Origin of the sequence: Paraburkholderia sp. JPY419, from assembly GCF_050435705.1 — a bacterium.
Lineage (GTDB): Bacteria > Pseudomonadota > Gammaproteobacteria > Burkholderiales > Burkholderiaceae > Paraburkholderia > Paraburkholderia youngii.
The window spans coordinates 471,037-495,213 of the sequence record NZ_JBNDKV010000004.1; the positions used below are offsets into that span (position 1 = coordinate 471,037).

The following is a 24,177-nucleotide window of genomic DNA, read 5'->3' on the forward strand; positions in this document are numbered from 1 at the left end:
CGGAAGAGGACGGACATCATGAAACGCAGAAACCTGGTTGTCGCACTCGCCCTTGGGATGTTGTGCGCACATGCGCCGTCGTACGGCGCTGAGCCGCAAATCGTCAAGATCGGTTTCGTCGGACCGCTGACCGGACCGGTCGCGCGGGTCGGCAAGGATCTGCAGAACGGCGCGCAGCTCGCGGTGGATGAAGCGAACGCGAAGCATCCGATGATCGGCGGCAAACCCGTCAAATATGTGCTCGACGTGCAGGACGATCAGGCCGATCCGCGCATCGCGATCCAGGTCGCGCAGAAGCTCGTCGACGACGGCGTGGTCGGCGTGATCGGCCATTACAACTCGGGCTGCAGCATTCCGGCCTCGGCCGTCTATCACACGGCGAACGTCGCGATGATCACGCCGGGCTCGACGAATCCGGCGCTCACCGCGCAGGGTTTCGCGAACGTGTTCCGCACGATGGGGCACGACGGCGTGGGCGGTGTGATCGCGGGCGAGTTCGCGGTGCAGCAGTTGAAGGCGAAGCGCATCGGCATCATCGACGATCGCACCGCCTTCGGCCAGGGCCTCGCCGATGCGTTCGAGAAGGGCGCAAAGCAGGCGAACGGCAATGTCGTCGACCGCGAGTTCACCAACGACAAGGCGGTCGATCTGCGCGCGATCCTGACTTCGTTGAAGCAGAAAAACGTCGACCTGATCTTTTTCGGCGGACTCGACGAGCAGGGCGCGATGCTGGTCAAGCAGATGCGCTCGCTCGGCATGCCCGCGCAACTGTTTGGCGCGGGGGCCCTGAAGAGCAACGCGTTCCTGCAGATTGCGGGCAACGCGGGCGAGGGGACGCGCGATCTCGAGCCCGGTCCTGCGCTCGACAAGCTGCCGTCCGCGCAGGAGTTCGGCAAGCGCTACAAGGCGCGCTTCAATCAGGATGTCGAGCTGTATGCGCCGTTCGCCTACGACGCCGCGCTCGCGATGATTCAGGCAATTCAGAGCGCGGACTCGCTCGATCGCGCGAAGATCGTCGCGGCTTTCCCGAAAGTGAACGTAACGGGCGTGACGGGGAAAATCGCGTTCGATCCGCATGGGGATCTGATCAAGCCGCCTTATACGCTGTTCGAGGTGCAGCAGGGGCAGTGGAAGAGTCAGCGGACCGTGGGCGGCGGCGGGGTGTGAGGTTTATCCAGACTGAGCCGGCTGTCGCGACGCCGCTTTGCGGCGCGCCGTCCGGGGGCGCCGGCTTGTCCGACCGATGCAGCAGCCCGTGCCGCGCAACGAGCGTATCTATCTGCTCGTTGGCGATCGAGGCGGAAATAAAGTAACCCCTCACAATCGATCTGATCGATTGTCTTGACCCACCCAAACAGTTCTGCGGTTTCGACACCTTCAATGACGACTCGCTTGCCCATAAATCGCAGGTGAGATCGAATCACCGATAAGGGGGGGGCGTCCACGCAATATGAACCCCCCCTTCGAAAACGCCATCCCCCCCTCCCCGAAGGGGGGGATTTGAAAAGCGACTGGCTCTATCTTTCTTCTCGAAATTCAACAAGGCCTACGGGACCGGCTCAATTGGCCGCTCACGCCTACCTGCCGCATTTGTGGGGGGCCGGTCTTCCAGTCGGCAGCGAGAAGGAAAAAAGGTGATAGATGAATATCCTGTTGGTCGAAAACGATCCCGCACAAGCTGATTCGATCGAAAGGGAAATCGGACAGTCCGGACATCGAATCAGCAAGGTCGAGCGGGGCAAGGACGCAATCAGTTTTCTGCAGGCCAATGAGGTCGATCTCGTGGTGCTCGATTGGGAACTACCGGGCATGAGCGGCTTCGAGGTGCTGTACTGGATACGCCGTCATCTGGGCCGCGAACCCGCGGTGCTGTTCGTGACCAGACGGCTTCTGGAAGTGGAGATCGTGCAGGCGCTGGACGCCGGCGCGGATGACTACGTCGTCAAGCCGTTCCGGGCCAAAGAACTGGCGGCAAGGGTTGGCGCGCTGTTGCGTCGCACACGGCGCAACATAAAAGTGGAAAGCGCCATCGCCGTTGGGCCGTATATCTTCGACGTCACGCAGCGCGGTGTTTTTCTGCACGGCGAATCGATTCTGTTGACGGAAAAGGAATTCGACGTGGCCGCCTATTTCTTCGCGCACGTCGGACGGGTCGTTTCCAAACGGCTTCTGGCAAAGCTTGCCTGGGGCCGCGAACTGGACAGTACCTCGCGCACGATCGATACGCACATCTACCGGCTTCGACGCAAGCTGGCGCTGCGGCCGGACAACGGCGTGCGATTGACGACCGTCTATACGCACGGCTACCGGCTCGACGAGGTCGATACCGGCAGTGCGAATGCGCAGGCGTCCGAGGTTTCCGAGCCGGACGATCCCGTCGCGGAGATCGACACGCCCGCGCAGCGCGCACAAAGCAATCTGCGCTAGCGATTCGACCCGAGACCCTATGCGACCCGAAGCGGATACCGGTCCTCGCGGCTCGTTGCACAGCTCTGCATTGAGTCGTCACACGGTTCGGCGTATCTTCGAGACGAATTCACAACGACCCCTCCATGCCTCTCACGGATAGCCGGTGAGAGGACCACCCATGAATACACCCGCTGATGGTTTCGAGCGTGAACGGATCGTGTCGCTGATCCAGACCAAGATGATGCCGCCGCGTCTTCCCGCGGGTTGCGTGCAACGGCCGGGCTTGCTCCGGCGACCCGATGAACGACGTCCGCGTCACATTACGCTCGTGACCGCGCCCGCGGGCTTCGGCAAAACGACTTTGCTTGCCGCATGGAGCGAAGCGCAAGCGAGAAAGAAGCGTCCCGTTGCGTGGCTCAGTCTCGATGGAGAAGACGACGACCCGCAGCAACTCGGCGCCTATCTGGTGGCGACGCTTTGTCGGGCGTCGAAGGAGATAGATCGCATGGCGGGCGCAGCAACTTCTCGATAACGATGCACACACGCCGGTCAGAACGGTCATTTCAGTGCTGCTCAATGACATCGCCGCATACGGCCGCGGGGTTTTCCTCGTGCTCGACGACGTCGACCGCCTGAGCGCGAAACCCGTTCTCGCGATCGTGTCGCGCCTGCTGCGCTACGCGCCCGATAACCTGCACGTGCTGCTCGGCGCGCGCGGCGAACCGGCGTTGTCGCTGAGCGCGCTGCGCTCCCCCGACAAACTTTCGCGTGTGACCGTCGACGACCTGCGCTTTTCGCTCGACGATGCTCAAGCGTTTTTCCATCACACCGGTAATGCGCTGCTCAACCGCAACAGCGTCGAGTTGTTGAACAGCGCGACCGAGGGATGGGTTGCCGGCTTACAGCTGGCTTCCCTCGGACTGAACCGGGTGGATGACGTGGCCGCGCTCGCCAGTCATCTCGCCGGTTCCCGATTCGGCATCGATCGCTACCTGAACGATACGGTGCTTGCGCATTTGCCGCCGCATATGCTGACGTTTCTGCTGTACACGTCGATTCTCGAACGGCTTACCGCGACGCTGTGCGACGACGTCGTGGGCGGTGAAGGCGACAGCGGTGAGAAGCTCGACTGGCTCGAGCGTCATAACGTGTTCATCCGGCCGCTCGATGAAGCGCAAAGCTGGTATCGCTATCACGCGTTGCTGAGCGATGCGCTGCGCCGCCGACTGATGCGTCAGTCGCCACGACAGGTTCCGTTGCTGCATCGTCGGGCCAGCCTATGGTTCGCGCGGGCGCGTCTGTGGCCCGAAGCCGTGCGACATGCGCTGGCCGCGGGCGACATCGGGCAGGCGGCGCAGTGGGCCGAAAACTGTGCGATGGAGATGCTTCAACGCGGCGACCCGTTCATGCTGCCGGGCTGGATTCGCAAACTTCCGCCGGACGTGATCGCGAGTCGACTGCGCTTGCGTCTGGCGAAAGCGTGGGCACTCGCGATGTCGCTCGAAACCGCGCGCGCGTCGAAGGAGATCGGCGAGATTGCTGACGAGTTCGAGCGTATGGCTCGTGATGATCGGACCGCAGCCAACGAGGTCGCGTGGGCGGAGATCGACGCGATCCGCGCGGTGATCGCTTGTGTGAACGACGACAGCGAGCATGCGCTGGAACTCGGGCGTGCCGTCGAGGCATCGACGGCGCCTGCGGAACCCTGGGTGCGCCAATACGGGCAAAGCGCGGAGATTTTCGGCTTGATGTATAGAGGGCAGTTCGCCTATATCTCGCGCGTCTGGAGAGCGCGGGTCGATCAGATGGGACTCAGCCAGAAGCCGAACAGCGCGGATATGCTGCGCGACGCGGTGTACGGCGTCGCCGCGCTGATACACGGCGATCTTCCCGATGCGAGGCGGGTGATGGAGGTCGCGATGCGCTACTCCGAAGACAAGCTGGGGGAGTGGTCGGCGGCCGCGGCCGCGGTTTCCGGTTGCCTTGCGTCGATTTACTACGAGTGCAACCAATTGTCCCAGGCGCGGAAGTTGATCGACGCTCGCATGACCATCGCGCTGGAGACCTCACCGCTCGCCGCGTTGATGCGCTATATGCTCACCTCGGCGCGCCTGCTGTGGCGCGATGGCAAAAAGGGGCCGGCGCTGGCCGTTCTCGAGGACGGCCGACAGCTCGCGATTACCCGTCGATGGTTGCGTCTGAAGCTCGCGTGCGATGCGGAATCCGTCCGGCAGCTGCTTGCCGACGGTAGGGTGGTCGAGGCGCGTCAGGTCGCCGACGAGCTGAGCGCGAGCGTACCGATGATGTGCGAAAGCCGACGGGGCTCGGCGATGGAAACGTGGGCGAGCTACTGTGTGCTGCAAGCCCGTGTTCTGCTCGCCGAAAATGCCGCCGCGAACGCCGTCGGTTTTCTTTCGCGCTTACTCGACAATCTGGTTGCACTGGGCTGGCGCTACACCGAGGCCGTCGTTTCGTTGCTGCTCGCTCTCGCGCACGAGCAGAACGGCGCTTCGGACCAGGCTTTCGGCGCGCTGGGAAACGCGCTGCGGATCGGCGGCGCGATGGGGATGATCAATAGCTTCGTGGACGAGGGACCGCCGATGCGTGCGTTACTGGAACGCTTTCGCCGCGCGCCATCGGAAATCGCGAGCGGGCACGCGACGTATATCGACACGGTGCTGTCGGCTTTCGACGAAGCGGATCACCCGCCATCGTCTTCGCCGGGTCATGCCGACACCAAGGTAACGCCGGGCACACTGAGCGCGCGAGAACTCGAAATACTGGGCTACGTCGCTCGCGGGCTGTCCAACAAGGAAATCGGGCGATCGCTGAATCTGGCGCCCGAGACGGTCAAATGGCATATGAAGAATGTGTTCGAGAAACTCAACGTCAATTCGCGATTCGAGGCCGTGCAGAGTGCCTTCGGCATTCAGCCTGGCGACGACTGAAGCGTCTGGCGCGTAATGCCGCCGCGATCCCGGCAGCTCACCGCGGCTCGCGTCCAAACGCTTCGCGCAGCTTGCGCTTGGCCTGTTGCAACGTATCGCGCCGCTCCTTCGGCAGGTTTCGGCCCGCCCGATTGACGTAGAAATTGAGCATCGACATCGCCGATTGAAACGGCGTGCCCTTGCGTCGTCGGCTCACCGTCGACGAGTGCTTCAACGATTGCGCGATGGACTCCGCGCTGCCGGTTTTGAAAATATCCTTCTGGATGTCCATCGCGTCGCTCGTTTCCATCACGTGATGCGACCATTTCTTCGCGCCGGATGCGCCGCTCGACTTCGCGGTTTTGGCGCGATGCGCGGCCTGCGCCTGCGCATGGCGCTGGCGCGGTGGCCGTCCCGACTTGCCACGCGACACAGGGCGTTTCGATCTGCTGCTGGTCTTTCGGGTCGCCATTGTGTTTGCTCCTGAAGCGGAATGCGGAACTGGCCACGCATCGGAAATGGTCGGTTCGGCGATTAGAGCTTCACGCCGCCGGCCTCGGGTGCATCCGACGAACCCGGGGGAATGTCACCGACGCCCACGTCATTGCGGTTCGTATAGACGTCGCCGCCCCAGTACGGTTCGCTGCCGTAGTACTGATGCACGGTGGTGGCCCACGTCTGATCCGCCATCGATGGCCAGTGATCCTTATCGAATCCCGGTGCGTTCTTCACGCGCTCGGCCACCATGTTCAATACGAAGCATTTTTCCTGCGTATCGAGCGTCAGCGCACTCCACGGAATCGCGAGCAGCTTGTCGCCGATGCCGAGAAAACCGCCGCTCGACAGCACTGCATACGCGATGCGGCCCGACCGCACGTCGAGCATGATGTCCTTGATCTTGCCGATGTGCTCGCCGTCGCTGCTGATGACCTTGTTGCCGTCGAGCGTAGCCGCAGCCATTACGTCCGGGCCTGGGCCTTCCGCGGTCGCGGCGCCTTTGCCGACGATGTTCGCGCCTTGCGTCTGGGTCTGCATCACCATGATGGGCTCCTTTGATGGGGTGGATGTACCGAGGCATTTAGCAACGGCCGTTCCATCGAGCCGTGTGGCGCCATTACTCCATGGCACCCGGCGCCGCATTCTCCCGACGAGGCGCCGCGCGCGTAAAGGATGCGAGCACGTTTGCAATTTTTGCGTCCATGCCGACGCAAGCGCTGCCCATCGAAGCGCGATGCGCGCATGCGACGCATGCATCGCGCGGCATAGGCCTTGCTCGACTTTCAGCGATGGCGGCAGGAACTGAAGGATCACAACCGTCCTTTTTACTTCATGGAGAGAAGCCAGATGAGCAAGTATCCGAAGGCATGGCTGGTCGCGGCATGTGTGGCCGCGTCGGGCGCCGTCGCGTCGGGCGCCGCGTTCGCGCAGACGGGCGGCGGCAACGGCAATAGCGGCGCCGGCGGCGGCAATGCGCATGGCGCGGCGACCGCCGCGCCGACGGCGGGCAACGAGCCCGCACCGAATGCGATGGGCAGCACCGGGGGCTCGACTTCGTCGATGAAACACCATCACAAGAAGTCGAAGGCAATGAAGCCAATGAACGACACGACGAACACGCCCGGCGCCGATGCCAGCAGCGATACAAAGGGACAGTAACGCTGGATCGATGCGCAAGCGGCAATGCGCCGTTGCGTTCCTCGTGACGCACGGACGATGCCGCTTCGCATCGGGGGGAGAATATCGTGACCAGGAACATTCATTATCAGGCGAACATCTGCGGGGGGGACTTCGCGCACGTTCGCGAGTGCTTCAGCAACTGGAAATCCGAGACGCTCGTGTATCGTCGGCAACAGCCGATGTTCGAAGGCAAGCAGGAAGTGCGGCCGTTGTCGGAGCGCGTGTTCGACAACGGCGAAGTCGCGCATAACACGCTCGCGAGCGTTTGTTCGCCTGGCGACGCGTATGCGCTGGCGGCCGAGATACGCGACGGCGAGCGCGATGTCTGGCTCGTGATGGCGGCATTCGAGGAAGACGTTTGAGCCTTCGCCGATTCATCGCCGAGCCCGTCACTGGGCCGCCGGTTTCGATTCAGATGGAAGTTCCAGCCCAGTGTGCATTTGGGCCGCGCCGCTTTCGTGTTTCGCGGCCGGGGATTTCTTGCGCACCACGCGCGATTTTTTCAGCAGACTCGTCAGCGAACCGTTGATGGTGTCGTCGGCCGGCGACTCCCGCGTCTTGCGTCCTTTCCCACTGGTCGCGCGCGCGAGTTTCGCCGCGCGTTTTTCCGCCTGCGCCAGCAGCACCGCGAAGGCCACTTCATCCACCTTGAGTCCGCGGCGCGCTTGACCTGGCGCGAGGCTCCGCAATTCGTCCGCCTCGAACGCGCTGATGATCGCCGGGTGGATATAACAGCGCCGGCAGACAGCGGGCGTATTGCGCAGCAGGCTCGCCACGTCTTTCACGGTTGCGACGATATGACCGCGCGCTTCGGCTGCGCTGCTGCACATCAAACGGCGCAATGCCGCCAGCGCGTATACGCTGCCGGCCCATGTGCGGTAGTCCTTCGCGGTGAAGTCGGCGCCGCTCACGCGGCGCAGGTAGTCATTGATATCGGTCGAGCCGACGCCGTGGCGCGTGCCGTCTTCGTCGAGATACTGGAACAGGTCGTGGCCGGGCAGCTCCGCGCAACGTCGCACGATGCGCTTGACGGTTGGATTGTCCACGGTCACGTCGTGCTCGATGCCGCTCTTACCGCGAAACTGGAGTCGCAATTGACCGGCCTTTATCTTCACGTGCCGCTTGCGCAACGTCGTTAATCCGAATGACTGATTGTCGCGCGCGTATTCGGCGCTGCCGACGCGAATCAGCGTCGTGTCGAGCAAGTGCACGATGGCCGCGACGACCTTGTCGAGCGGCATGCCGGTCAGCTTCAGATCACGCGCGACACGCGCGCGGATTTTCGGCAATGCGCGGCCGAACTCGGCCATCCGTTCGTACTTGTCGGCGTCGCGCGTTTCGCGCCAGCGCGGGTGATAGCGGTACTGCTTACGGCCGCGCGCGTCGCGGCCGGTCGCTTGAAGATGACCTCGCGGATCGGGGCAGATCCACACGTTTTCATAGGCGGGGGGAATCGCGAGCGAGTTGATGCGCTGGATCTCGTTCTCATCGACGATGCGCCTGCCGTTCAGGTCGAAATAGATGAAGCCGTTCCGCTCGCGCTTGCGTGTGTAGCCGGGTTGCGTGTCGTCGGCGTGGCGCAGGCCCGGCGGCATCGGCTGCGGTGCGGTGTGGTCGGTCGCGCTCGCCGGGTTGCGTGATGCGGTCGTGGAATGAGTCGCGGTAGTCATGGTCGCAAGTAGAAGTTTCAAGCGGCTGAAGCAAGGGGAATGCCATTCACACTGAACCAGGGCGCTTGAGCGGAACGGTCCTTGCGGAAAAAGTCGATGTGACCAACTGGAAAGGGGGCTTTCATGACCAGCACACTCAATCCCGATGAAGAGCCGCAGCGGACTGTCAAGCAAACCTCCGGCACGACGGGCGCGCTGGGTCCCAGCGACTCGTCCGATAGCGGTAGCGACGTGGCGGGCGCGAAGCGTCACGATTTCGACGTCGATACGGAGCTCGACAATCACGCGCTCGAAACCGGCGACGCGGAACTCGGCAGCGATACCGATCGCTCGGGTACGGGCGAGCGCGCGTCGGCGGACGGCGATTCGACGTTGGAAGCGGATCGCGATATCGACACCGACCACGTCGTCGATCCGCGAGTGCCTCCGGGCGCGGAGCGAACCGGTGAAGAGGAAACCGATGTCTGAGCAGGTTGCGTTTCGCGCACGAAGCGGCTCGCGCCGACCGGCGCAACCGGGCACGCGTCTTGCGGAACAACGTTTTTGTGAAGGCGCCGCGCTATGCACCTGCATAACGAGCAAGCGAGCGAGCGCGGGGCCACTGGAAGGAGAGGACGCATGAGTGATGCACTGAATGGCTACAAGGTAGCGGTACTCGCCGTAGACGGCTTCGAGCAGGCGGAACTCGTGGAGCCGAAACGCGCGCTCACCGAGGCGGGCGCGACGGTCCACGTGATTTCGGCGAAGCCGGGCAAGATCCAGGGCTTCAAGCACGTCGACAAGGGCGACACCGTCGATGTCGATGCGACGTTCGACAAGGCCCGTCCCGAAGACTACGACGCGCTGGTGTTGCCGGGCGGCGTCGTGAACGGCGATGCGTTGCGACTGCTGCCGCAGGCGCAGGCTTTCGTCAAAGCGGTCGACAACGCGAAGAAGCCGATCGCGGTGATCTGCCACGGCACGTGGCTGCCGGTATCGGCGGGGATCATCAAGGGGCGCACGGTGACGAGCTGGCCTAGCCTGCAGGACGATATTCGTAACGCGGGCGGCACGTGGGTCGATCAGGAAGTGGTCGAGGACGGCAATCTGATTTCGAGCCGCAAACCCGCCGACCTGCCCGCATTCAACAAGACGCTGATCGGGCAACTGACGAAGCGCAAGGCGGCTTGATCGAAGGGCGGCGCGCTGGCTTCGACGCCGGCGCGTTGTGATTCGATACTGCGCATCGGCGATTCGACAGGGAGAAAGTGCATGAAATTCCGGTATTCCCTACAAGTGTTGACCGCCGCGCTGGCTGCGTTGGGCGCGAGCGCGGCAACGATCGACACGGCCAGCGCGCAGGCGAGCGATGCGCCCGCGAGTGCCGCGCCGGCCGGTAAAACGACGCTGTCGCCCGCGGATCAGCAGTTCGTGCTCGAAGCGTCAAAGTCGGACGCCACCGAAATCGCCGCCAGCAAGATCGCGCTGAAGAACTCGAACGATCCGCAGGTCAAGAAGTTCGCGCAACAGATGATCGCCGACCACACGAAGCTCTCGCATGCGATGGCCGCGCTGGTCGAGAAAAAGGGCTTCAAGCCGACGCCGTCCGCGGATTCCGCGCTGGTCGGCAAACTGCAGACGTTGAAGGGCTCCGGGTTCGATGCGGCCTACGTCGAGCAGGTCGGCGTGGAAGCGCATCAGCGTGCGGTGGATCTGTTCCAGCAGCAAAGCGAAAGCGGCACCGACGCGCAACTTAAGGCCGCGGCCATGCAAGCGCTGCCAACCATCAAGCATCACCTCGAGATGGCGCAGCAACTGGCCGGCAAATTGAAGGGCTCGTCATGAACGCGATCCTGCCACGGCCTGCTTATGAGGACTCTCTGATGCAGATCACTTTCCCCGACGACGACCCGGTCTTCGACGGCGCCAATCTGACCGTGCGGTTTCTTGCGCGCGTCGATGGCGAGCCAGTGGTCTGCTCGATCACCGCCGAGGCTCTCGAAGATCATTTCGGCGCGGAATCCGCGCTCGAACCTGCGTTGATGGCCGCGTTCGACAGAGGCCGTCAGCGCATCCGCTCGGTCTGCGCGGAAGCGCTCGACCAGAACAACGGAAAAGGCGTGGTGTTGCATAGCGGACTGTTCAGAGTGGAAGGCATGGAACCGGATCGCGGCACCGCGGCGTAGGGGTGCCGCGTGTCGCACTGACTGGGCGCGCTGCTCGTGACGCGCGCCGCCCCGGCGACGGTATGGTCCGTGAACGCTAGTCAACGATAACGGAGGCGTAATGTCACTCATCGTCGCAGCACGCTTCACGACGTTTCCGGCCGCGGAAGGCGCGGCGCAAAAGCTTTTCGAGGCGGGTTTCGTCGAAGAGGACGTCACGCTGTTTTTCGTCAATCCGCGCGGCCAGCACGCACGTTTCCCGATCGGCGGCGACACGGATACCGACCCCGGCGCGCGAGAGGCGCCTAAAGGCGTAGGCATGGGCGTGACGATCGGTGCGGTCATCGGCGCGGTGATCGGCGTGGCGATTTTCGCGGCGTTTTCCGCACCGCTGCTGGTGTCGCCGATCGCGGCGGGCGTCGGCGCGTATGTCGGCTCGCTGATCGGCGCGATGTTGCGCACCAAGGAGCATGGCAAATCGGACTATCGCGTGCCCTATCACGAGGAGGCCCGCAAATCGGGCGTGCTCGTCGCCGTGCACGTGTCGCCCGACAATCAGCTCGATGCCGCACGCGTGCTGCGCGAAGCGGGCGGCGTGTCGATCGAGAAGGCGACCGGCCGCTGGCAGCAGGGACACTGGGCCGATTTCGATCCGCTGAAGACGCCCGAACCGATCAAGGAATTCGCGGAGAAGCGCGAGTGATGTAAGCGATGCGGTATGCCAACGGAAAACGGCCCGATGACGATGATCGGGCCGTTTTCGGTTTACCGCGCGATTTCGACCTCGCGCTACACCCACGGTTGCCGCGTGTCGTGCGGCGGCTGAAATCGTTCGAGCTGGCTTTCGCTATTCGTCGGCCGGCATGAGGCCGCCGTGATGCCGTCATGCGAGCGGCCGCACGTCGACATCGTTGCATGCGGCTGAGGCGCCGCCGCGCCCGGCGACGCGATGTGCGCGCGAATCTGTCGAAACGCGGCGCCAGGCGTGTATGCCGGGCACGCGCGATGCGAGCTATCCAATGCAGCCCGCCGCGCGTCGGACCGATTCATCGCGACGCACATAAAAAGCGCCGCGCGGCGGATTCCGCGATGAACGAAACCCTTGGAGGTATTGAATGGCTACCAACGTTGTTTCCGTATTGAATGACCTGGTCGAAACGTCGAAGGATGGCGAAAAGGGCTTTATGAAGGCAGCCGAGGATGCGCACGACGAAGAGCTGAAGATGCTGTTTCGCTCGACAGCAGACGAGTGCTCGCGCGGCGCGCGCGAGTTGCAGGATGTCGTTCAGACCTTGGGCGGCAAGCCGGAAACCGGCGGCAGCATGACCGGTGCGCTGCATCGCGGCTGGGTCGACGTCAGATCGGCGGTTTCGGATCGCAGTGACCATGCGATTCTCGCCGAGTGCGAAAAGGGCGAGGACGTCGCGAAGAAGCGCTATCACGATGCGCTCGAAAAGGATTTGCCGGCCGATGTGCGTGCGATCGTCGAGCGGCAATACCAGGGCGTACTGCAGAATCATGATCGCGTGCGCGATCTGCGCGACCGGTATGCGGCGATGAAGCGTTGATCGACGCATCGATGCAATAGAAAGAGCCGGCTCCGCAGCCGGCTCTTTTCGTTCCGCTCAGTCGAATCGGCGTGAACCGATCATGCGGATATCAGTCGGCGGCCACCTTCAGATGGTTCTTCACGCTCTCGACACCCTTCACGTTCTGCACGACATCCTCGGCGGCGGTCTTGTCTTCGGCCGATGGCACCGAACCCGTGAGCCACACGACGCCCTTGCGGGTCTTCACGTGGATATGCGTCGATTTGACGTTCTTCGCGGCAAGCAGATCGGCCTTGACCTTGGTCGTAATGGTGCCGTCGTCGATATGCTGGCCGACGCTTTCCGACGCCGCGGGCGGAGCCGAAGCGCTGGTCTGGGCGTTCGCGTTCAGCGCGAACGCGACGACAGCGATACTGCCCGCGGTCTTCAGAAGCTGGATCGTCTTCATGGTTTTCTCCTTCAGGTGGTGATGAAAATGGCGGTCTTGTTGCCGGTGGCCGATCGCGGCGCGAGCCGCTGATGACACACGTGGGATCGTCGCCGCTACGGTACCGTCAGGGGCCCGTTTCTCGACACCGTGCGCCGTACTCGCATCCACGCATGACTGGCGTGTTTACGAAGGGCGGCGTCCGTCCACACCACGCTGCTCCGCATGGATCGTGCCCGGCCGCTGCGGTCCCGGTGACACCGCTCGCGAAAGCCGTATCCATTGGGTTTTTCGACTGATGAATCGGGCTGCGTTGCGACCGTGCCCGAGGCCGTCCGAGGTGTGAAGAAAAGGGACCGGAAATTGCCAGCCGTTTGTAAAAACCGGCGCTCGCGGTCCCGTCAATTCCTCCGTCTGAATAAACAAAGCGTAATCAAAACAGCGTCTTGCGCGACCTGGTACGGACGTTGCGTTGAAGAGTGCACTCGGCTCATTGAGTCTTTGACTACCAACGAACGGGATCTACTCCAATGCCTTCAATCGAACTACGCACAAGGCAGTCTCTTGCACTGACGCCTCGTCTTCAGCAGTCGGTGCGTCTCTTGCAATTGTCGGCTCTCGAGTTCCAGCAGGAATTGCGCACGGCGCTCGATACCAATCCGTTCCTCGAATACGACTCATCCGAAGCAGAGGACGTCGCGCTCGCCGGCACGACGCCGGCTGACGGCGAAGACGCCAACGTGCCCGCCGCCGATACGCTAGCCGTCGCCGAGCCGGACGGACTGCCGGCGGAAAACTCCGCTAGCGATACGCTCGAAAGCGCGGGCCAGGACGACATGCCCGCCGATTTTTCCGGCGACTACGGTTCGCGCAGTTCGGCGCGCCAGAACGGCGACGCAGACGGCAGCGACCCGGCCGAATGGGCTCGCTCGCAACCCACGCTGCGCGAGCAGTTGCACGACGCGTTGCGCCTATACCGGCTCGACGACCGCGATCGCGCGGTGGCCCGTTTCATCATCGAGGCACTCGACGAAGACGGGTATATGCGGCAGTCGCTCGCCGACCTCGCCGACAGCGTCGATCTCGAGCCCACGCTGACCGAGGAAGAACTGCTGGTCGCGTTGCGCCTCGTGCAATCGCTCGATCGTCCGGGGCTCGGCGCGCGTTCGCTGTCGGAATGCCTCGCGCTGCAGATCAATGCGCTGCCCGCCAATACGCCGGGGCGCGAGGTCGCGCGGCAGATCGCCGAGCATCATCTGGAACGTCTCGCGCGCCGCGAACAGGCCGAGTTGCAAAAGCAGATCGGCTGCAGCGCGGAGGAACTGCGCGTTGCCTGCGCGCTGGTGCGCAAGCTCGATCCGAAGCCGGGCAATTGCTACGGCCGCGCCGAGGATAACTATGTGGTGCCCGACGTGCTCGTGCGTCAGGTACGCAACAAGTGGGTCGTGTCGATCAATCCGGCAGTGCAGCCGCGGGCGCGAATCCATCGCATGTATGCACAGCTGTTCGCGCAGTCGGCCGGCGCGAGCCGCTCGCCGCTCGCACAGCAGCTGCAGGAAGCGCGCTGGCTGATCCGCAACGCGCAGCAGCGCTTCGACACGATCCAGCGGGTGGCCGAATGCATCGTCGCGCATCAGAAGGCCTTCTTCCAGTACGGCGAGATCGCGCTGAAGCCGATGGTGTTGCGCGACGTCGCTGACGAGCTGGGTCTGCACGAATCGACGATCTCGCGGGCGACGGGCAACAAATATATGGCGACGCCGCGCGGCATCTTCGAGTTCAAGCATTTCTTCCCGCGCGAGCTCGGCACCGAAAGCGGCGGCACCTGCTCGGCCGCGGCGGTGCGCGCGCTGCTCAAGGAGATGATCGCCGCGGAGAACACGCGCGATCCGCTGTCGGACGTGACGCTCGCGAAGATGCTCGCGGATCAGGGCGTGCTGGTCGCGCGGCGCACGGTGGCGAAATACCGGCATCTGATGAAGGTGCCGCCGGCGGAACTGCGCCGGCAGCTTTGACGCACCGAAGTTTTAACGGGGGTTTGAAGCAAAGCAGTCGTTCAAACAGCAGTACATTGCGCACAGGGTCATGCGAGGTTGTCCGCTCGCATGACCCTTTTTCGTATCTGGACGTTTCGCCGGCGTGCCTTTACATTGGCGGGTCGAATGGAACGGGTGAGCGCAATGAAGTATTCGAATCTGGTCGAGCGGCTGCAAGGGCGTCGCACGTCGGCGTGGGAAATTCATCGGGTCGCGCAGCAGGCGGCAGCGAGGGGCGAAGACGTGATCGTGCTGAGCGTAGGAGACCCCGAATTCTCGACGCCCGCGCCGATCGTCGAGCGCGCGATCGATGCGCTGCGCGCCGGCGATACGCACTATACGGCGATGGCCGGTCGCGAGCCGCTGCGCGCCGCGATCGCCGCCGAGCACGCGCGTACCACGGGCCGTGACGTGAGCGCGGCCAACGTGGTGCTGACCGCCGGCGCGCAAAACGGCGTGTTCGCGGTGTCGCTGTGCCTGCTCGAAGCCGGCGACGAAGTGATCGTTCCCGAGCCGATGTATCTGACCTACGAGGCCTGCGTGCGCGCGGCGGGCGCGACGCTGGTCGCGGTGCCGGTCGATCCGGCGCGCGCGTTTCACGTCGATTGCGACGCGCTCGCCGCGGCGATCACGCCGCGCACGAAGGCGATCTTCTTCGCGACGCCATGCAATCCGACCGGCGTCGTGATGCAGCGCGCGGATCTCGAGCGCATCGCGCGGCTTGCGTGCGAGCACGATCTGTGGGTGCTGTCCGACGAGGTCTATGCGGAACTGACGTTCGAACGCGACCATGTGAGCATTGCGTCGCTGCCCGGCATGGCGGAGCGCACGGTCACGATCGGCAGCTTGTCGAAGTCGCACGCGATGGCGGGATGGCGCGTCGGCTGGGCAATCGGGCCGGCGACGCTGATCGAGCACATGGCGCGGCTCGCGCTCGCAATGCTGTACGGCCTGCCGGGCTTCATCCAGCAGGCCGCATTGACGGCATTGGAGAACAGGGCCGAGTTCGTCGCCGAGATCCGCGAGATCTACCGGCGGCGGCGCGACGTCGTGTTCGAGCGCTTGCGTCGCGTGCCGGGCTTGCGATGCCTGTTGCCCGAAGCGGGCATGTTCGTGATGGTCGATGTCAGCGGGACCGGGCACGATACGACCGAGTTCACGTGGCAGCTGTTTCGCGCGCGAGGCGTGGCCGTGCTCGACGCCAGCGCGTTCGGGGAAACGGCGAACGGCTTCGTCAGGTTGGGGCTGGTGGTGGGCGAGGATCGATTGATCGAGGCGTGCGACAGGATCGCGCGATTCGTGGAAGGGGTGCGCGGCTGAGAGGCCACCTCAGGCTGCCGCATAACCCAGCCGGCGCGCCTGGATTCCCGCGAGAGCGAGCAGGGTGTCGTCGCTCGCGGCCGTATCGGGAATCAGATATAGATCGCCGATATCGGTCACCGGATCGCTGAACGGCGTCGGCGAGTGGCGTTGCGAGATCAGGAAGTCGCTGATCGGCGATGCATCCGCGAGGCCGAGAAACTGCCCGATGCTGGCCGCCGTCTCACACGGTTCTTCGATGACCTTCCGGTACGACACGGTCAATGCGTGAGGCGCCGGGATCTCTTCGAAGAATGCGTTGATCTCGCCGACGTATTGCCCCCACACGCGGATGCCGTCTTCGATCGATCCGGTCCAATGCTTGTGCAAGAGGGAATTGGCCACGTGGCGAGGATCGCGGTGGATATGAATGAAGCGCGCCTGCGGCAGCAGTTCGCGTATCAGACGCAAGCAGGAACCGGAGCGCGGCAGGCGTTCGATCGAACCCGTTCGGCCCGACAGTACCGTAGGGTCGGCGTACGACGGATGCTTGTCGCCCCAGATCGGCGCGCCGAACTTCAACTCTTCGCGATAGAAGCGTTCGACCCACCCGCCCAGCGTACGACGGCCGAATGCGAGCAGGCGGTCCCGTGAACTCTCGCCGAGCAGATCGGCGCGATGGCAGCCGACTTCGAGGAAGTCCTTCAGCAATGCAAAGACGCGGCATTCGTTGGTCAGCTGGATCAGAGGATGCGCGTTCAGCACGGAACAAAGAAAGGTCGTTCCGGACCTGGGCGAGCCGACGATGAACAGCGGGAAAGACTCCATTGCGCGCTCCTTGTCGTTCGTCCGGGTTCCTAGCTTACGCAAGCCGTATGGCGTCAGCCTGACGCGGGCATGACTGCCGCGCCATTCGCTTCGATGGCGAGTGACTTCTTCCGTCAAGCAGCGATTCGCAATTCTCGAATGTGGGGCGCGCGCCGGCAGAACGCGTATGCGTTCGGCGTGGCTTACTCGCGGTTTATCTTTTCTTGCGCACGAACTTCAAGCCGAAGCGCACCAGCCGCGGCATCGTTTCGGGTCGCAACAGCCGTGGGTCATACCCCGCGAAGCGACGTTCGTTTTCCTGAAGACACAGTTGCATCAATTCGGGCACGCTGATATCGACATCCGTCACTGACTGCGCGCCGTTGACCGTGAAGTTGTTATCGTGCTCGTGGACGTTGCCATCGGCATCCATCGCACGCGCGAGCCCGATACGCTCCCAAATCAGAAACGCCCACACGCCCGCCACCTTGAGCTCGAAGCGGATACGCTGCCACCACGAAAGCTGCGCGCGATGCCAGGCGACCCAGTTCGCGAACAGCAGAATGTGGCGGCACTCTTCCTGCATCACCGGCTCGAACGTTTCGGTCAGTTCCGGCGGAAACAGGCCCGAGCGCCGCGCCACCTCGAACAGGCCGAACGCGAAGAAGCTGTCGATACATTCGCTATAGCCGGTCACGAGGTAAGCCCGTTCCGTGTCTTTCGGATAGATGTACGGCGGCTCGCTCGCGAGCTCGATGCCATACGCATGCACCATGCGCGACAACACTTCCTTATGGCGGTTTTCTTCCCACGCGTTAAGAGCGAGCGCGTCGCGCAGGTCCGGGGTGTCGAGCGTCGCCGCGTAGGCGGCCATGCGCAGGCGCGCTCTGCCTTCGGTTTGCACGGCGATGTCCCAGATCGGCAGATCGACGATGCGCTTGAGCGTCGCGGCTTCGAGCGGCGGCCATGCGAGCACGGACGGGCGATACGGATTGAAGGTTTCGCGAAACATGCGGCACATTTCGTGCCGGTGCACGTCCGAGCCGGGCGTCAGCGGGCCGCTGACGGTGCTCGTCCAGTGCCGCATCGCGTGCTCGGCGGCGTCGAGGGCCGAGGCGTCCGGCTGTTCCTGCGGCAAGTGCGGCGCGCGAAAGCCGGGGATCAGCGCGGCGGCGTCGAATGCATCCAGTACCAGTTGGTCCATTGGGTATTCTCGGCAAGGCGACGAAGGCGCTGTCGATTCTGCCATGACTGCGCAGGTGTGCGCCACGTGGAGGACAAAGCGCAATGTAATGTTGGCGCGTGCCGTGACATCGACGGTTGACGCCGCGCAGACTTGCGTCAAGAATCGAACGCCGGGTTTGCCCCGGAATGCGGCTAGACGGAATTCCAGCGCATTTCGACTCGTCGCGGACGACTTCATGATTCTTCGCTTCTCTTCCTGCTTCTCTTCCTCATTGCGCCGCTTGCTGACAGTGGCATTGCCGGGCGCCGCGCTGACGGTGGCGCTTTGCGTCGCCGCTGTGGTGTCGTTCGGCGAACGGTGCATGGCAGCCGGACAGGCCGATGCGAGGGGAGGCACGGACGCCGCCGCATCCGCGCCGACCGCGCCGCAGGTCGGCGAATCGGGCGAGCCGCACCCGATGACAGCGCGCCCGAACGACGAGCCGCGCAAGCGGACGGCGGCTGCATCGAGTGCACCGGACTCGGCCGACGCGACGGCGAGGCCTCACAACGACCGGGCGTCGGCGCCGGCGATTCCGGTGCCGCCCGAAACCACCAGCGTGACCACGCATTCGCTTCGCTTGAACGGTCGCAAGCTCGACTACACGGCGAGCGCCGGCAATCTGTTGCTGCACGATAAGTCCGGCGCGCCCACCGCGAGCGTGTTCTATGTCGCGTACACGGTGCCGACCAAAACGCCGGCGACGCGTCCGATCACCTTTCTGTTCAACGGCGGCCCAGGCGCTGGCAGCGTGTTCCTGATGATGGGCTCGGTCGGCCCGAAGCGGGTGCGCACCGCGAGCCCCGCGAGCACGCCGCCCGCGCCGTACACGCTCGAAGACAACCCCGACAGCCTGCTCGAGGTCTCGGACCTCGTGTTCGTCGACGCGGTCGGCGCGGGCCTGTCGAGACCGGTCGGGCATGGCACGGGCAAGGACTTCTGGGGCGTTGATCAGGACGTCAGTGCTTTTGCGCAATTCATCGACCGTTATCTGACTGTGAATCAGCGCTGGAATTCGCCGAAGTACCTGTTCGGCGAATCGTATGGCACCGCGCGCGCGGCGATGCTCGCTTATCGGCTCGGGCAGAACAATATCGCGCTGAACGGCGTGATCCTGCTGTCGTCGGTGCTCAATTCCGCGGCGTTCACGCCCGGCACCGATTTCAAGAGCGTGAGTTATCTGCCGAGTTTCGCGGCGATCGCGTGGTATCACGACAAGGTCGCGCCGAAGCCCGCGAACTTGACGGCGTTTCTCGACGAAGCGCGCGCGTTCGCACGCGGACCGTATGCGCAGGCGCTCGATCAGGGCGATGCGCTGCCCGACGATCAGCGCGACGCGATCGCCGCGCGCGTCGCGTACTTCACCGGTCTCGACGTGGGCTTCGTGAAGCGCAACCGTCTGCGTCTTTATCCGTCGCGCTTTCGAAACGAGTTGCTGCGCAACGAGTCGCGCAGCGTAGGGCGCTACGATGCGCGAGTCGAAGGCCGGAATTACGACGATGCAGCGGAAGATCCCGATTTCGATGCGTCGGTGAACAGCGTGTCAAATGCGTTCAATGCGGCGCTTCATCAGCATCTGTCGGAAGACCTGCATTACACGCCGACCGACCGTTATATGGTGTTCAGCGACGACGCGTTGAAGCAGTGGGACTGGAAACACCGTGAATGGTGGGGCGAACGGCTGGAGCTGCCGTACGCGGGCGGCGATCTAGCCGAAGCGATGCGGCAGAATCCGCAGTTGCGGGTGCTGTCGCTGAACGGCTACTTCGATCTCGCCACGCCGTTCTACGCGACCGAATATGCGCTCGCGCATCTCGGCCTCGACCGGTCGCTGCGCGAGAACGTGCGAATTGCCTACTATCCGACCGGCCACATGGTGTACCTCGACGATGCCGCGATGCACGCGATGAAGCGTGATCTCGTGAGCTTTTATACGGCTCAGCCGCGTTGAGATCGGCGAATCGGCGCACGATGTCGAACGGTATAATTTCACGCACCGTGCAGTAGCCGCGCGCTCCGTCAACCGCGCTTCATCGTTTGCCGCTTATGCCATTCACCCCGATTCCGTCCTTCGCGCGCAAGCGCATTTCCGACGTGGTTTCCGACCAGATCAAGCAACTGATCTCGGAGGGCTCGCTGATGCCCGGTGACCGGCTGCCGGCCGAGCGCGATCTCGCGGCGCAGCTCGGGGTGTCGCGGCCGTCGCTGCGGGAGGCTCTGATCAGGCTGGAAGCGGACGGTTACATCGAAACGTCGGGGCGCGGCGGTTTCACGGTGGTCGACGTGACCGCGCCGATCATCTCGAAGCCGCTTGCCGAACTGCTGCTGCAGAATCCGCGTACCAGTGCCGACATTCTGGAGTTGCGCCAGGGGCTCGAAGCGATTTCGACGGTCTATGCCGCGCAGCGCGCAACCGCCACCGACCTGAGGAAAATCCGCGCGGCGTTCGAGGCCTTGAAGGCTGCGTCCTTGTCGCGCGATCGCGCGAATCTCGCCGAACTCGATGCCGCGTTTCATCTGGCGATCGCCGACTCCACGCACAACGTCGCGCTGGCGCACGTGATGCACGGCATTCACACGCTGATTCGCGAGGGCATGCGCCAGTATCATCGCTTGATCGATTACGACGATGCGATGGAAAAGCAGTTGATGAGCCAGCACCAGGCGATTTACGACGCGGTCGTCGCACGCGATGCGCCCAAAGCACGCAAGGCCGCCGAGCGGCATCTGGCCTTCGTGCGCGAGATCTACGAGGACGATGCGACGAAGCTGTCGGCTGCCGTGATTTCCTGAGTAGCCCGGCCACGCGAAACCTCTGGCGACGGAGGCGAGGCGGGTCAGTCGGCGAGAAATACCTCTTCGCCTCGTCCCAATGGCACGACCACGGGTCGCTGCACGGCGGTGTCGATATCGATGTGCCGTCCCTCGCGCGAAGAGCGTTCGAAGGCATCCAGCACCTCCAGCACATGCAACGCCAGTGCGCCGCTCGCGCGATGCGGCCGATCCCGACGCAACGCCACCGCCATGTCCAGCACACCCACAGCGCGGTAGTTGGCCACATGCGCGCCGCTCCTCAATGTGAAGTTGTCGGCACCAAAGGGATGATGCTGTGTGTCGAGCGGTTTGAAGCCACTATCACGTTCGGCCACGCGCGGACTTCCGCCAAAGAAATTCGGGTCGACGCCCAACAGGGTGCCTTCGGTGCCATAGATTTCGATGGGGGCACGCTGATGGGCCCACACGTCCCACGAGGCACTCATCGACACGTTGGCTCCGCTCGCAAAATGCAGGATGCCGTTGACCGTCGTGGGCACCTCGACATCGATGATCTGGCCGCGGAGCGGCTCACTGGAGATGATGCGCTGGGGAAAACCGATGCTCGCGCACGCGGTCACGCGTGCTACCGGTCCCAGCAGGTTGACGAGCTGGGTCACGTAATACGGGCCCATGTCGTGAATGGGACCGCCGCCCGGCTTGAAAAAAAACTCTGGATTGGGGTGCCAGGATTCCATGCCGCGGGACAACACGGCCACGGCCCCGCCAATGGCGCGCCCGATGCGGCCGGCATCGAGCGCCGCGCGGCAGGCCTGATGGGCAGCGCCGAAGAAAGTGTCAGGTGCGCAGCCCACGCGTAATCCCGACGCCTCGGCTCGAGCCAGCATCGCGCGTGCGGACGCGAAGTCGGTAGCCAAAGGCTTTTCGAGGTAGACGTGCTTGCCCGCCTCGAGAATCTGCAGGCTTACCGGCACATGCGCGTGCGGCACCGTCAGGTTGATGACGATTTCGATGTCGGGGTCGGCCAGCAGCGCGTCCACCGTCATCGCGGCAACGCCGTGCTGCGCGGCCTTGGCCCGGGCGGCTTCCGGACGCAAGTCGGCGCAAGCCTTGACGCGCGCGAACTCCGAATTCGCCGCGCCGGTGAAATAGGCATCGCTGATGTTGCCGCAACCGATGATGCCGATGAGGACAGGTTTCATGGATCAGGCTCCGAGCTGGTGCAGATAGGCAAAGGCATTGCGGGCGAAGCGTTCGCCGTCGCTGGGATTGTCGTGCTCGGCGGCGAGGAAACGCGCACCCGCTTCGCGGCAGGCCGCGGAGAGCGTGGGCCAATCCATGACGCCGTGACCCACGTCGGCCCAGCCGTCTTCGTCCAGTTTTTCACCTGCGGGCGCGAGGTCTTTCGCATGGGCCGAGACCACACGGCCCGTATAACGACGCAGCCACGGCAGCGGATCGGCGCCGCCGCGAACGAGCCAGGCTACATCCACCTGCCAGCCGAGCGGGCTTGCCCCGGCGGACTCGAACAGCAGTTCCAGCGCCGTGGCGCCGTTCTCTTTCGCTCTCAGTTCCCAATCATGGTTGTGGTAAGCGAGACCGATGCCCTGATCGGCGAGCCGATGAGCGAGCTCGCCCAGCTCGCTGCCGAGCGCCCGCCAATATGCGGCATCACTGTCGCGCTCGGCCGGCGGCACGGCGGGCATGACCAACTGGGTGAAACCGATGGTCTCGCACGCCGCGATGACATCTTGCAAACGCTCACGCAGCATGGCCATGCTGAGGTGGCTGGACGAGGCGCTCAGGCCGCGGGCCCGAAGCTTGTTCCGGGTGTCGGCCGCATCTTCCAGCAAGGACCCGATCAGCTCGACCTGGCGAAATCCGGCTTGGGCTGCAATGTCGAACTGCCGGTCGAGGCCGCCCGCATTACGCAGGCTGTAAATCTGGATGGAAATGGGCAAGGCTTGATTCATGGTCGTCAGTCCAAGGAGTCAAGGGATGCGGCACGAATTGGAGCAGCGATTGCAGTGAAGCAGTGCAGGTCAGAGGGTAAGCGCTTTCCTGCTTCTCAGGAACATGGGCTTTACCCCTACGTAGGTAGATATAGCCACGCACCCGGCAATCTACGTCTGCATCTCCACTCAATTTTGCTTATGGGTAACGCATATCGGGAAAAAATTTTCCCAACGGTGCTACAATTGTTACCTATGCGAAGCAAACCCTCTATCGAAGCCGTCGCCCGCGAAGCTGGCGTATCGATTGCCACGGTGTCGCGTGTGCTCAACGGGACGAAGCCCGTGTCGGCGGCCACGCGTGAGCGGGTCGAGGCGGCTGTGAGCGCACTGGACTACCGCGTCAATCCGTTCGGCCGCAGCCTGAGTACCGGGCAGAGTCGCATTCTGCTGATGCTGATGCCGGACTTCGCGAACCCCTATTACGCCGAGATCGTGCGCGGGGCCGCCGCAGTCAGTCGCCAGGCCGGTTACACGCTGCTTCCGGCGGACCTGGAAGCCTGGGCGGGCACAGCGGACGCGTCGCTGCCGACGCTGCTCGGCAGTCTGAGCGACGGCGTCATCAATCTCGTGCCGATGTCCGACCAGGCAGCCCGGCGCGAAGCCGCGAATGGCAAGCCGTGGGTCAATTGCTCCGAGTTCATGCCCGGTAGTGATGTTCCTTATGTCAGCATCGATCACCGCCAGGCCGCTACGGACGCAGTGCAGTACCTGATCAACAAGGGCCACCGGCGCATCGGCTTCATCACCAGCGATGAGCGCTTCCTGTATGCGCGTCAGCGCCGCGAGGGCTATGACGCGGCACTGTTGCGCGCCGGCCTCGCGCCTGCGCCCGAGCTTGTGTGTGTGACTGGCGACAACAGCTACGCCGCCGGAAGCCAGGCGGCGGCAAATCTGCTGGCGGTGGTCGACCCGCCGAGCGCGGTGTTCGCCGTGTCGGACACGTTGGCGATCGGCGCGATCAAGTGCTTTAGCAAGGCCGGCCGGCGGGTGCCGCACGACGTGGCGGTAATGGGCTTCGACGATGTGCCCATCGCCGACATCTTCGAGCCGGGGCTGACGACCGTGGCCCAGCCGATGGTCGAACTGGGCGCCGCGGCCGCTGAAATGCTGCTGGCGCTGCTGGACGGCCGACGCCCCGCGCCGCGCATCTTGCAGCATCGGCTGGTGCTGCGGGAGTCGGTTTGAGCGGTCGTGTTGGAGAACAAACGAGTCGGCT

25 protein-coding genes are annotated in these 24,177 nt (G+C 63.8%); 17 read left to right on the plus strand and 8 right to left on the minus strand.

Annotated elements, in window-relative coordinates; translation table 11 throughout:
* The first annotated feature begins 18 nt into the window (after window positions 1-18).
* The 4 genes from QFZ91_RS30695 (at window position 19) to QFZ91_RS30710 (ending at window position 5,357) form a co-directional block, all read left to right on the plus strand.
* Window positions 19-1,167, plus strand: a complete 1,149-nt coding sequence (locus tag QFZ91_RS30695; RefSeq protein WP_176106071.1) for a branched-chain amino acid ABC transporter substrate-binding protein — start codon at window positions 19-21, stop codon at window positions 1,165-1,167.
* A gap of 474 nt (window positions 1,168-1,641) precedes the next feature.
* Complete coding sequence (locus tag QFZ91_RS30700; protein ID WP_429569472.1) at window positions 1,642-2,427, plus strand: response regulator transcription factor; 786 nt, start codon at window positions 1,642-1,644, stop codon at window positions 2,425-2,427.
* 160 nt (window positions 2,428-2,587) lie between these two features.
* Entirely contained in the window at window positions 2,588-2,941 is a 354-nt protein-coding gene (locus QFZ91_RS30705; RefSeq protein ID WP_429569473.1) for a hypothetical protein, read from the plus strand.
* 34 nt (window positions 2,942-2,975) lie between these two features.
* Window positions 2,976-5,357, plus strand: coding sequence for a LuxR C-terminal-related transcriptional regulator (locus QFZ91_RS30710; protein ID WP_429569474.1), 2,382 nt, complete (start codon window positions 2,976-2,978; stop codon window positions 5,355-5,357).
* 37 nt (window positions 5,358-5,394) lie between these two features.
* Here the strand turns inward: QFZ91_RS30710 and QFZ91_RS30715 are convergent, their stop codons facing one another.
* Window positions 5,395-5,808, minus strand: a complete 414-nt coding sequence (locus QFZ91_RS30715; protein WP_368596134.1) for a DUF3175 domain-containing protein — start codon at window positions 5,806-5,808, stop codon at window positions 5,395-5,397.
* Between the two features lie 62 nt (window positions 5,809-5,870).
* Complete coding sequence (locus QFZ91_RS30720; RefSeq protein ID WP_176383067.1) at window positions 5,871-6,377, minus strand: PRC-barrel domain-containing protein; 507 nt, start codon at window positions 6,375-6,377, stop codon at window positions 5,871-5,873.
* 303 nt (window positions 6,378-6,680) lie between these two features.
* Here QFZ91_RS30720 and QFZ91_RS30725 point away from each other — a divergent pair, with 303 nt between their 5' ends.
* Together QFZ91_RS30725 and QFZ91_RS30730 are read left to right on the plus strand one after the other, a co-directional pair.
* Window positions 6,681-6,992, plus strand: a complete 312-nt coding sequence (locus QFZ91_RS30725; RefSeq protein WP_368596135.1) for a hypothetical protein — start codon at window positions 6,681-6,683, stop codon at window positions 6,990-6,992.
* An 86-nt stretch (window positions 6,993-7,078) separates the two neighbouring features.
* Entirely contained in the window at window positions 7,079-7,375 is a 297-nt protein-coding gene (locus QFZ91_RS30730) for a hypothetical protein (protein ID WP_368596136.1), read from the plus strand.
* A gap of 27 nt (window positions 7,376-7,402) precedes the next feature.
* Here the strand turns inward: QFZ91_RS30730 and QFZ91_RS30735 are convergent, their stop codons facing one another.
* Window positions 7,403-8,683 (minus strand): DNA topoisomerase IB, encoded by a 1,281-nt coding sequence (locus QFZ91_RS30735; RefSeq protein WP_429569475.1) that lies wholly within the window; start codon window positions 8,681-8,683, stop codon window positions 7,403-7,405.
* A gap of 123 nt (window positions 8,684-8,806) precedes the next feature.
* On the opposite strand from QFZ91_RS30735, the gene QFZ91_RS30740 reads away from it, so the two are divergent.
* The 6 genes from QFZ91_RS30740 to QFZ91_RS30765 all read left to right on the plus strand — a co-directional run bounded on the left by QFZ91_RS30740 (window position 8,807) and on the right by QFZ91_RS30765 (window position 12,395).
* Window positions 8,807-9,151: a chemotaxis protein gene (locus QFZ91_RS30740; RefSeq protein ID WP_429569476.1), complete on the plus strand. Its 345-nt coding sequence runs from the start codon at window positions 8,807-8,809 to the stop codon at window positions 9,149-9,151.
* A 150-nt stretch (window positions 9,152-9,301) separates the two neighbouring features.
* Entirely contained in the window at window positions 9,302-9,853 is a 552-nt protein-coding gene (locus tag QFZ91_RS30745) for a type 1 glutamine amidotransferase domain-containing protein (protein WP_176383059.1), read from the plus strand.
* 81 nt (window positions 9,854-9,934) lie between these two features.
* Window positions 9,935-10,507 carry a DUF4142 domain-containing protein gene (locus QFZ91_RS30750; RefSeq protein WP_176383056.1) on the plus strand — a complete coding sequence of 191 codons (573 nt, stop codon included), beginning with the start codon at window positions 9,935-9,937 and terminating at the stop codon, window positions 10,505-10,507.
* Entirely contained in the window at window positions 10,504-10,848 is a 345-nt protein-coding gene (locus tag QFZ91_RS30755; protein WP_429569477.1) for a DUF1488 domain-containing protein, read from the plus strand. The genes QFZ91_RS30750 and QFZ91_RS30755 overlap by 4 nt, the downstream gene beginning before the upstream one ends.
* Window positions 10,849-10,948: 100 nt before the next feature.
* Window positions 10,949-11,530 (plus strand): hypothetical protein, encoded by a 582-nt coding sequence (locus QFZ91_RS30760; protein ID WP_176383051.1) that lies wholly within the window; start codon window positions 10,949-10,951, stop codon window positions 11,528-11,530.
* A gap of 412 nt (window positions 11,531-11,942) precedes the next feature.
* Window positions 11,943-12,395, plus strand: coding sequence for a PA2169 family four-helix-bundle protein (locus tag QFZ91_RS30765; RefSeq protein WP_176106061.1), 453 nt, complete (start codon window positions 11,943-11,945; stop codon window positions 12,393-12,395).
* A 91-nt stretch (window positions 12,396-12,486) separates the two neighbouring features.
* Here the strand turns inward: QFZ91_RS30765 and QFZ91_RS30770 are convergent, their stop codons facing one another.
* Complete coding sequence (locus tag QFZ91_RS30770) at window positions 12,487-12,825, minus strand: BON domain-containing protein (protein ID WP_176106060.1); 339 nt, start codon at window positions 12,823-12,825, stop codon at window positions 12,487-12,489.
* A gap of 509 nt (window positions 12,826-13,334) precedes the next feature.
* Here QFZ91_RS30770 and QFZ91_RS30775 point away from each other — a divergent pair.
* Both QFZ91_RS30775 and QFZ91_RS30780 read left to right on the plus strand, forming a co-directional pair.
* Window positions 13,335-14,819, plus strand: a complete 1,485-nt coding sequence (locus QFZ91_RS30775) for an RNA polymerase factor sigma-54 (RefSeq protein ID WP_429569478.1) — start codon at window positions 13,335-13,337, stop codon at window positions 14,817-14,819.
* 165 nt (window positions 14,820-14,984) lie between these two features.
* Window positions 14,985-16,160 carry a pyridoxal phosphate-dependent aminotransferase gene (locus QFZ91_RS30780; protein WP_429569479.1) on the plus strand — a complete coding sequence of 392 codons (1,176 nt, stop codon included), beginning with the start codon at window positions 14,985-14,987 and terminating at the stop codon, window positions 16,158-16,160.
* A 9-nt stretch (window positions 16,161-16,169) separates the two neighbouring features.
* Here QFZ91_RS30780 and QFZ91_RS30785 read toward each other — a convergent pair whose 3' ends face one another.
* On the minus strand, window positions 16,170-16,967 hold the full coding sequence (locus QFZ91_RS30785; protein ID WP_176383043.1) for a sulfotransferase family protein: 798 nt from the start codon (window positions 16,965-16,967) through the stop codon (window positions 16,170-16,172).
* 193 nt (window positions 16,968-17,160) lie between these two features.
* The gene (locus QFZ91_RS30790; protein ID WP_176383041.1) at window positions 17,161-18,150 is read right to left on the minus strand and encodes a ferritin-like domain-containing protein; all 990 of its coding nucleotides are present in this window, start codon (window positions 18,148-18,150) and stop codon (window positions 17,161-17,163) included.
* Between the two features lie 217 nt (window positions 18,151-18,367).
* Here QFZ91_RS30790 and QFZ91_RS30795 point away from each other — a divergent pair, with 217 nt between their 5' ends.
* Window positions 18,368-20,122 carry a S10 family serine carboxypeptidase-like protein gene (locus QFZ91_RS30795; RefSeq protein WP_429569480.1) on the plus strand — a complete coding sequence of 585 codons (1,755 nt, stop codon included), beginning with the start codon at window positions 18,368-18,370 and terminating at the stop codon, window positions 20,120-20,122.
* A 95-nt stretch (window positions 20,123-20,217) separates the two neighbouring features.
* Window positions 20,218-20,964, plus strand: coding sequence for a FadR/GntR family transcriptional regulator (locus QFZ91_RS30800; protein WP_176383036.1), 747 nt, complete (start codon window positions 20,218-20,220; stop codon window positions 20,962-20,964).
* 44 nt (window positions 20,965-21,008) lie between these two features.
* Here QFZ91_RS30800 and QFZ91_RS30805 read toward each other — a convergent pair whose 3' ends face one another.
* Window positions 21,009-22,148, minus strand: a complete 1,140-nt coding sequence (locus tag QFZ91_RS30805; RefSeq protein WP_429569481.1) for a Gfo/Idh/MocA family protein — start codon at window positions 22,146-22,148, stop codon at window positions 21,009-21,011.
* Between the two features lie 3 nt (window positions 22,149-22,151).
* Window positions 22,152-22,919: a sugar phosphate isomerase/epimerase family protein gene (locus QFZ91_RS30810; RefSeq protein ID WP_429569482.1), complete on the minus strand. Its 768-nt coding sequence runs from the start codon at window positions 22,917-22,919 to the stop codon at window positions 22,152-22,154.
* Between the two features lie 234 nt (window positions 22,920-23,153).
* On the opposite strand from QFZ91_RS30810, the gene QFZ91_RS30815 reads away from it, so the two are divergent.
* Entirely contained in the window at window positions 23,154-24,146 is a 993-nt protein-coding gene (locus tag QFZ91_RS30815) for a LacI family DNA-binding transcriptional regulator (protein ID WP_176383030.1), read from the plus strand.
* Window positions 24,147-24,177 lie beyond the last annotated feature (31 nt).

Coding starts and splice junctions, on each gene's coding strand:
- QFZ91_RS30695 (WP_176106071.1), top strand. CDS start 19: ATGAAACGCAGAAACCTGGTTGTCGCACTCGCCCTTGGGATGTTGTGC.
- QFZ91_RS30700 (WP_429569472.1), top strand. CDS start 1,642: ATGAATATCCTGTTGGTCGAAAACGATCCCGCACAAGCTGATTCGATC.
- QFZ91_RS30705 (WP_429569473.1), top strand. CDS start 2,588: ATGAATACACCCGCTGATGGTTTCGAGCGTGAACGGATCGTGTCGCTG.
- QFZ91_RS30715 (WP_368596134.1), bottom strand. CDS start 5,808: ATGGCGACCCGAAAGACCAGCAGCAGATCGAAACGCCCTGTGTCGCGT.
- QFZ91_RS30720 (WP_176383067.1), bottom strand. CDS start 6,377: ATGGTGATGCAGACCCAGACGCAAGGCGCGAACATCGTCGGCAAAGGC.
- QFZ91_RS30725 (WP_368596135.1), top strand. CDS start 6,681: ATGAGCAAGTATCCGAAGGCATGGCTGGTCGCGGCATGTGTGGCCGCG.
- QFZ91_RS30735 (WP_429569475.1), bottom strand. CDS start 8,683: ATGACTACCGCGACTCATTCCACGACCGCATCACGCAACCCGGCGAGC.
- QFZ91_RS30740 (WP_429569476.1), top strand. CDS start 8,807: ATGACCAGCACACTCAATCCCGATGAAGAGCCGCAGCGGACTGTCAAG.
- QFZ91_RS30745 (WP_176383059.1), top strand. CDS start 9,302: ATGAGTGATGCACTGAATGGCTACAAGGTAGCGGTACTCGCCGTAGAC.
- QFZ91_RS30750 (WP_176383056.1), top strand. CDS start 9,935: ATGAAATTCCGGTATTCCCTACAAGTGTTGACCGCCGCGCTGGCTGCG.
- QFZ91_RS30755 (WP_429569477.1), top strand. CDS start 10,504: ATGAACGCGATCCTGCCACGGCCTGCTTATGAGGACTCTCTGATGCAG.
- QFZ91_RS30760 (WP_176383051.1), top strand. CDS start 10,949: ATGTCACTCATCGTCGCAGCACGCTTCACGACGTTTCCGGCCGCGGAA.
- QFZ91_RS30765 (WP_176106061.1), top strand. CDS start 11,943: ATGGCTACCAACGTTGTTTCCGTATTGAATGACCTGGTCGAAACGTCG.
- QFZ91_RS30770 (WP_176106060.1), bottom strand. CDS start 12,825: ATGAAGACGATCCAGCTTCTGAAGACCGCGGGCAGTATCGCTGTCGTC.
- QFZ91_RS30775 (WP_429569478.1), top strand. CDS start 13,335: ATGCCTTCAATCGAACTACGCACAAGGCAGTCTCTTGCACTGACGCCT.
- QFZ91_RS30780 (WP_429569479.1), top strand. CDS start 14,985: ATGAAGTATTCGAATCTGGTCGAGCGGCTGCAAGGGCGTCGCACGTCG.
- QFZ91_RS30785 (WP_176383043.1), bottom strand. CDS start 16,967: ATGGAGTCTTTCCCGCTGTTCATCGTCGGCTCGCCCAGGTCCGGAACG.
- QFZ91_RS30790 (WP_176383041.1), bottom strand. CDS start 18,150: ATGGACCAACTGGTACTGGATGCATTCGACGCCGCCGCGCTGATCCCC.
- QFZ91_RS30795 (WP_429569480.1), top strand. CDS start 18,368: ATGATTCTTCGCTTCTCTTCCTGCTTCTCTTCCTCATTGCGCCGCTTG.
- QFZ91_RS30800 (WP_176383036.1), top strand. CDS start 20,218: ATGCCATTCACCCCGATTCCGTCCTTCGCGCGCAAGCGCATTTCCGAC.
- QFZ91_RS30805 (WP_429569481.1), bottom strand. CDS start 22,148: ATGAAACCTGTCCTCATCGGCATCATCGGTTGCGGCAACATCAGCGAT.
- QFZ91_RS30810 (WP_429569482.1), bottom strand. CDS start 22,919: ATGAATCAAGCCTTGCCCATTTCCATCCAGATTTACAGCCTGCGTAAT.
- QFZ91_RS30815 (WP_176383030.1), top strand. CDS start 23,154: ATGCGAAGCAAACCCTCTATCGAAGCCGTCGCCCGCGAAGCTGGCGTA.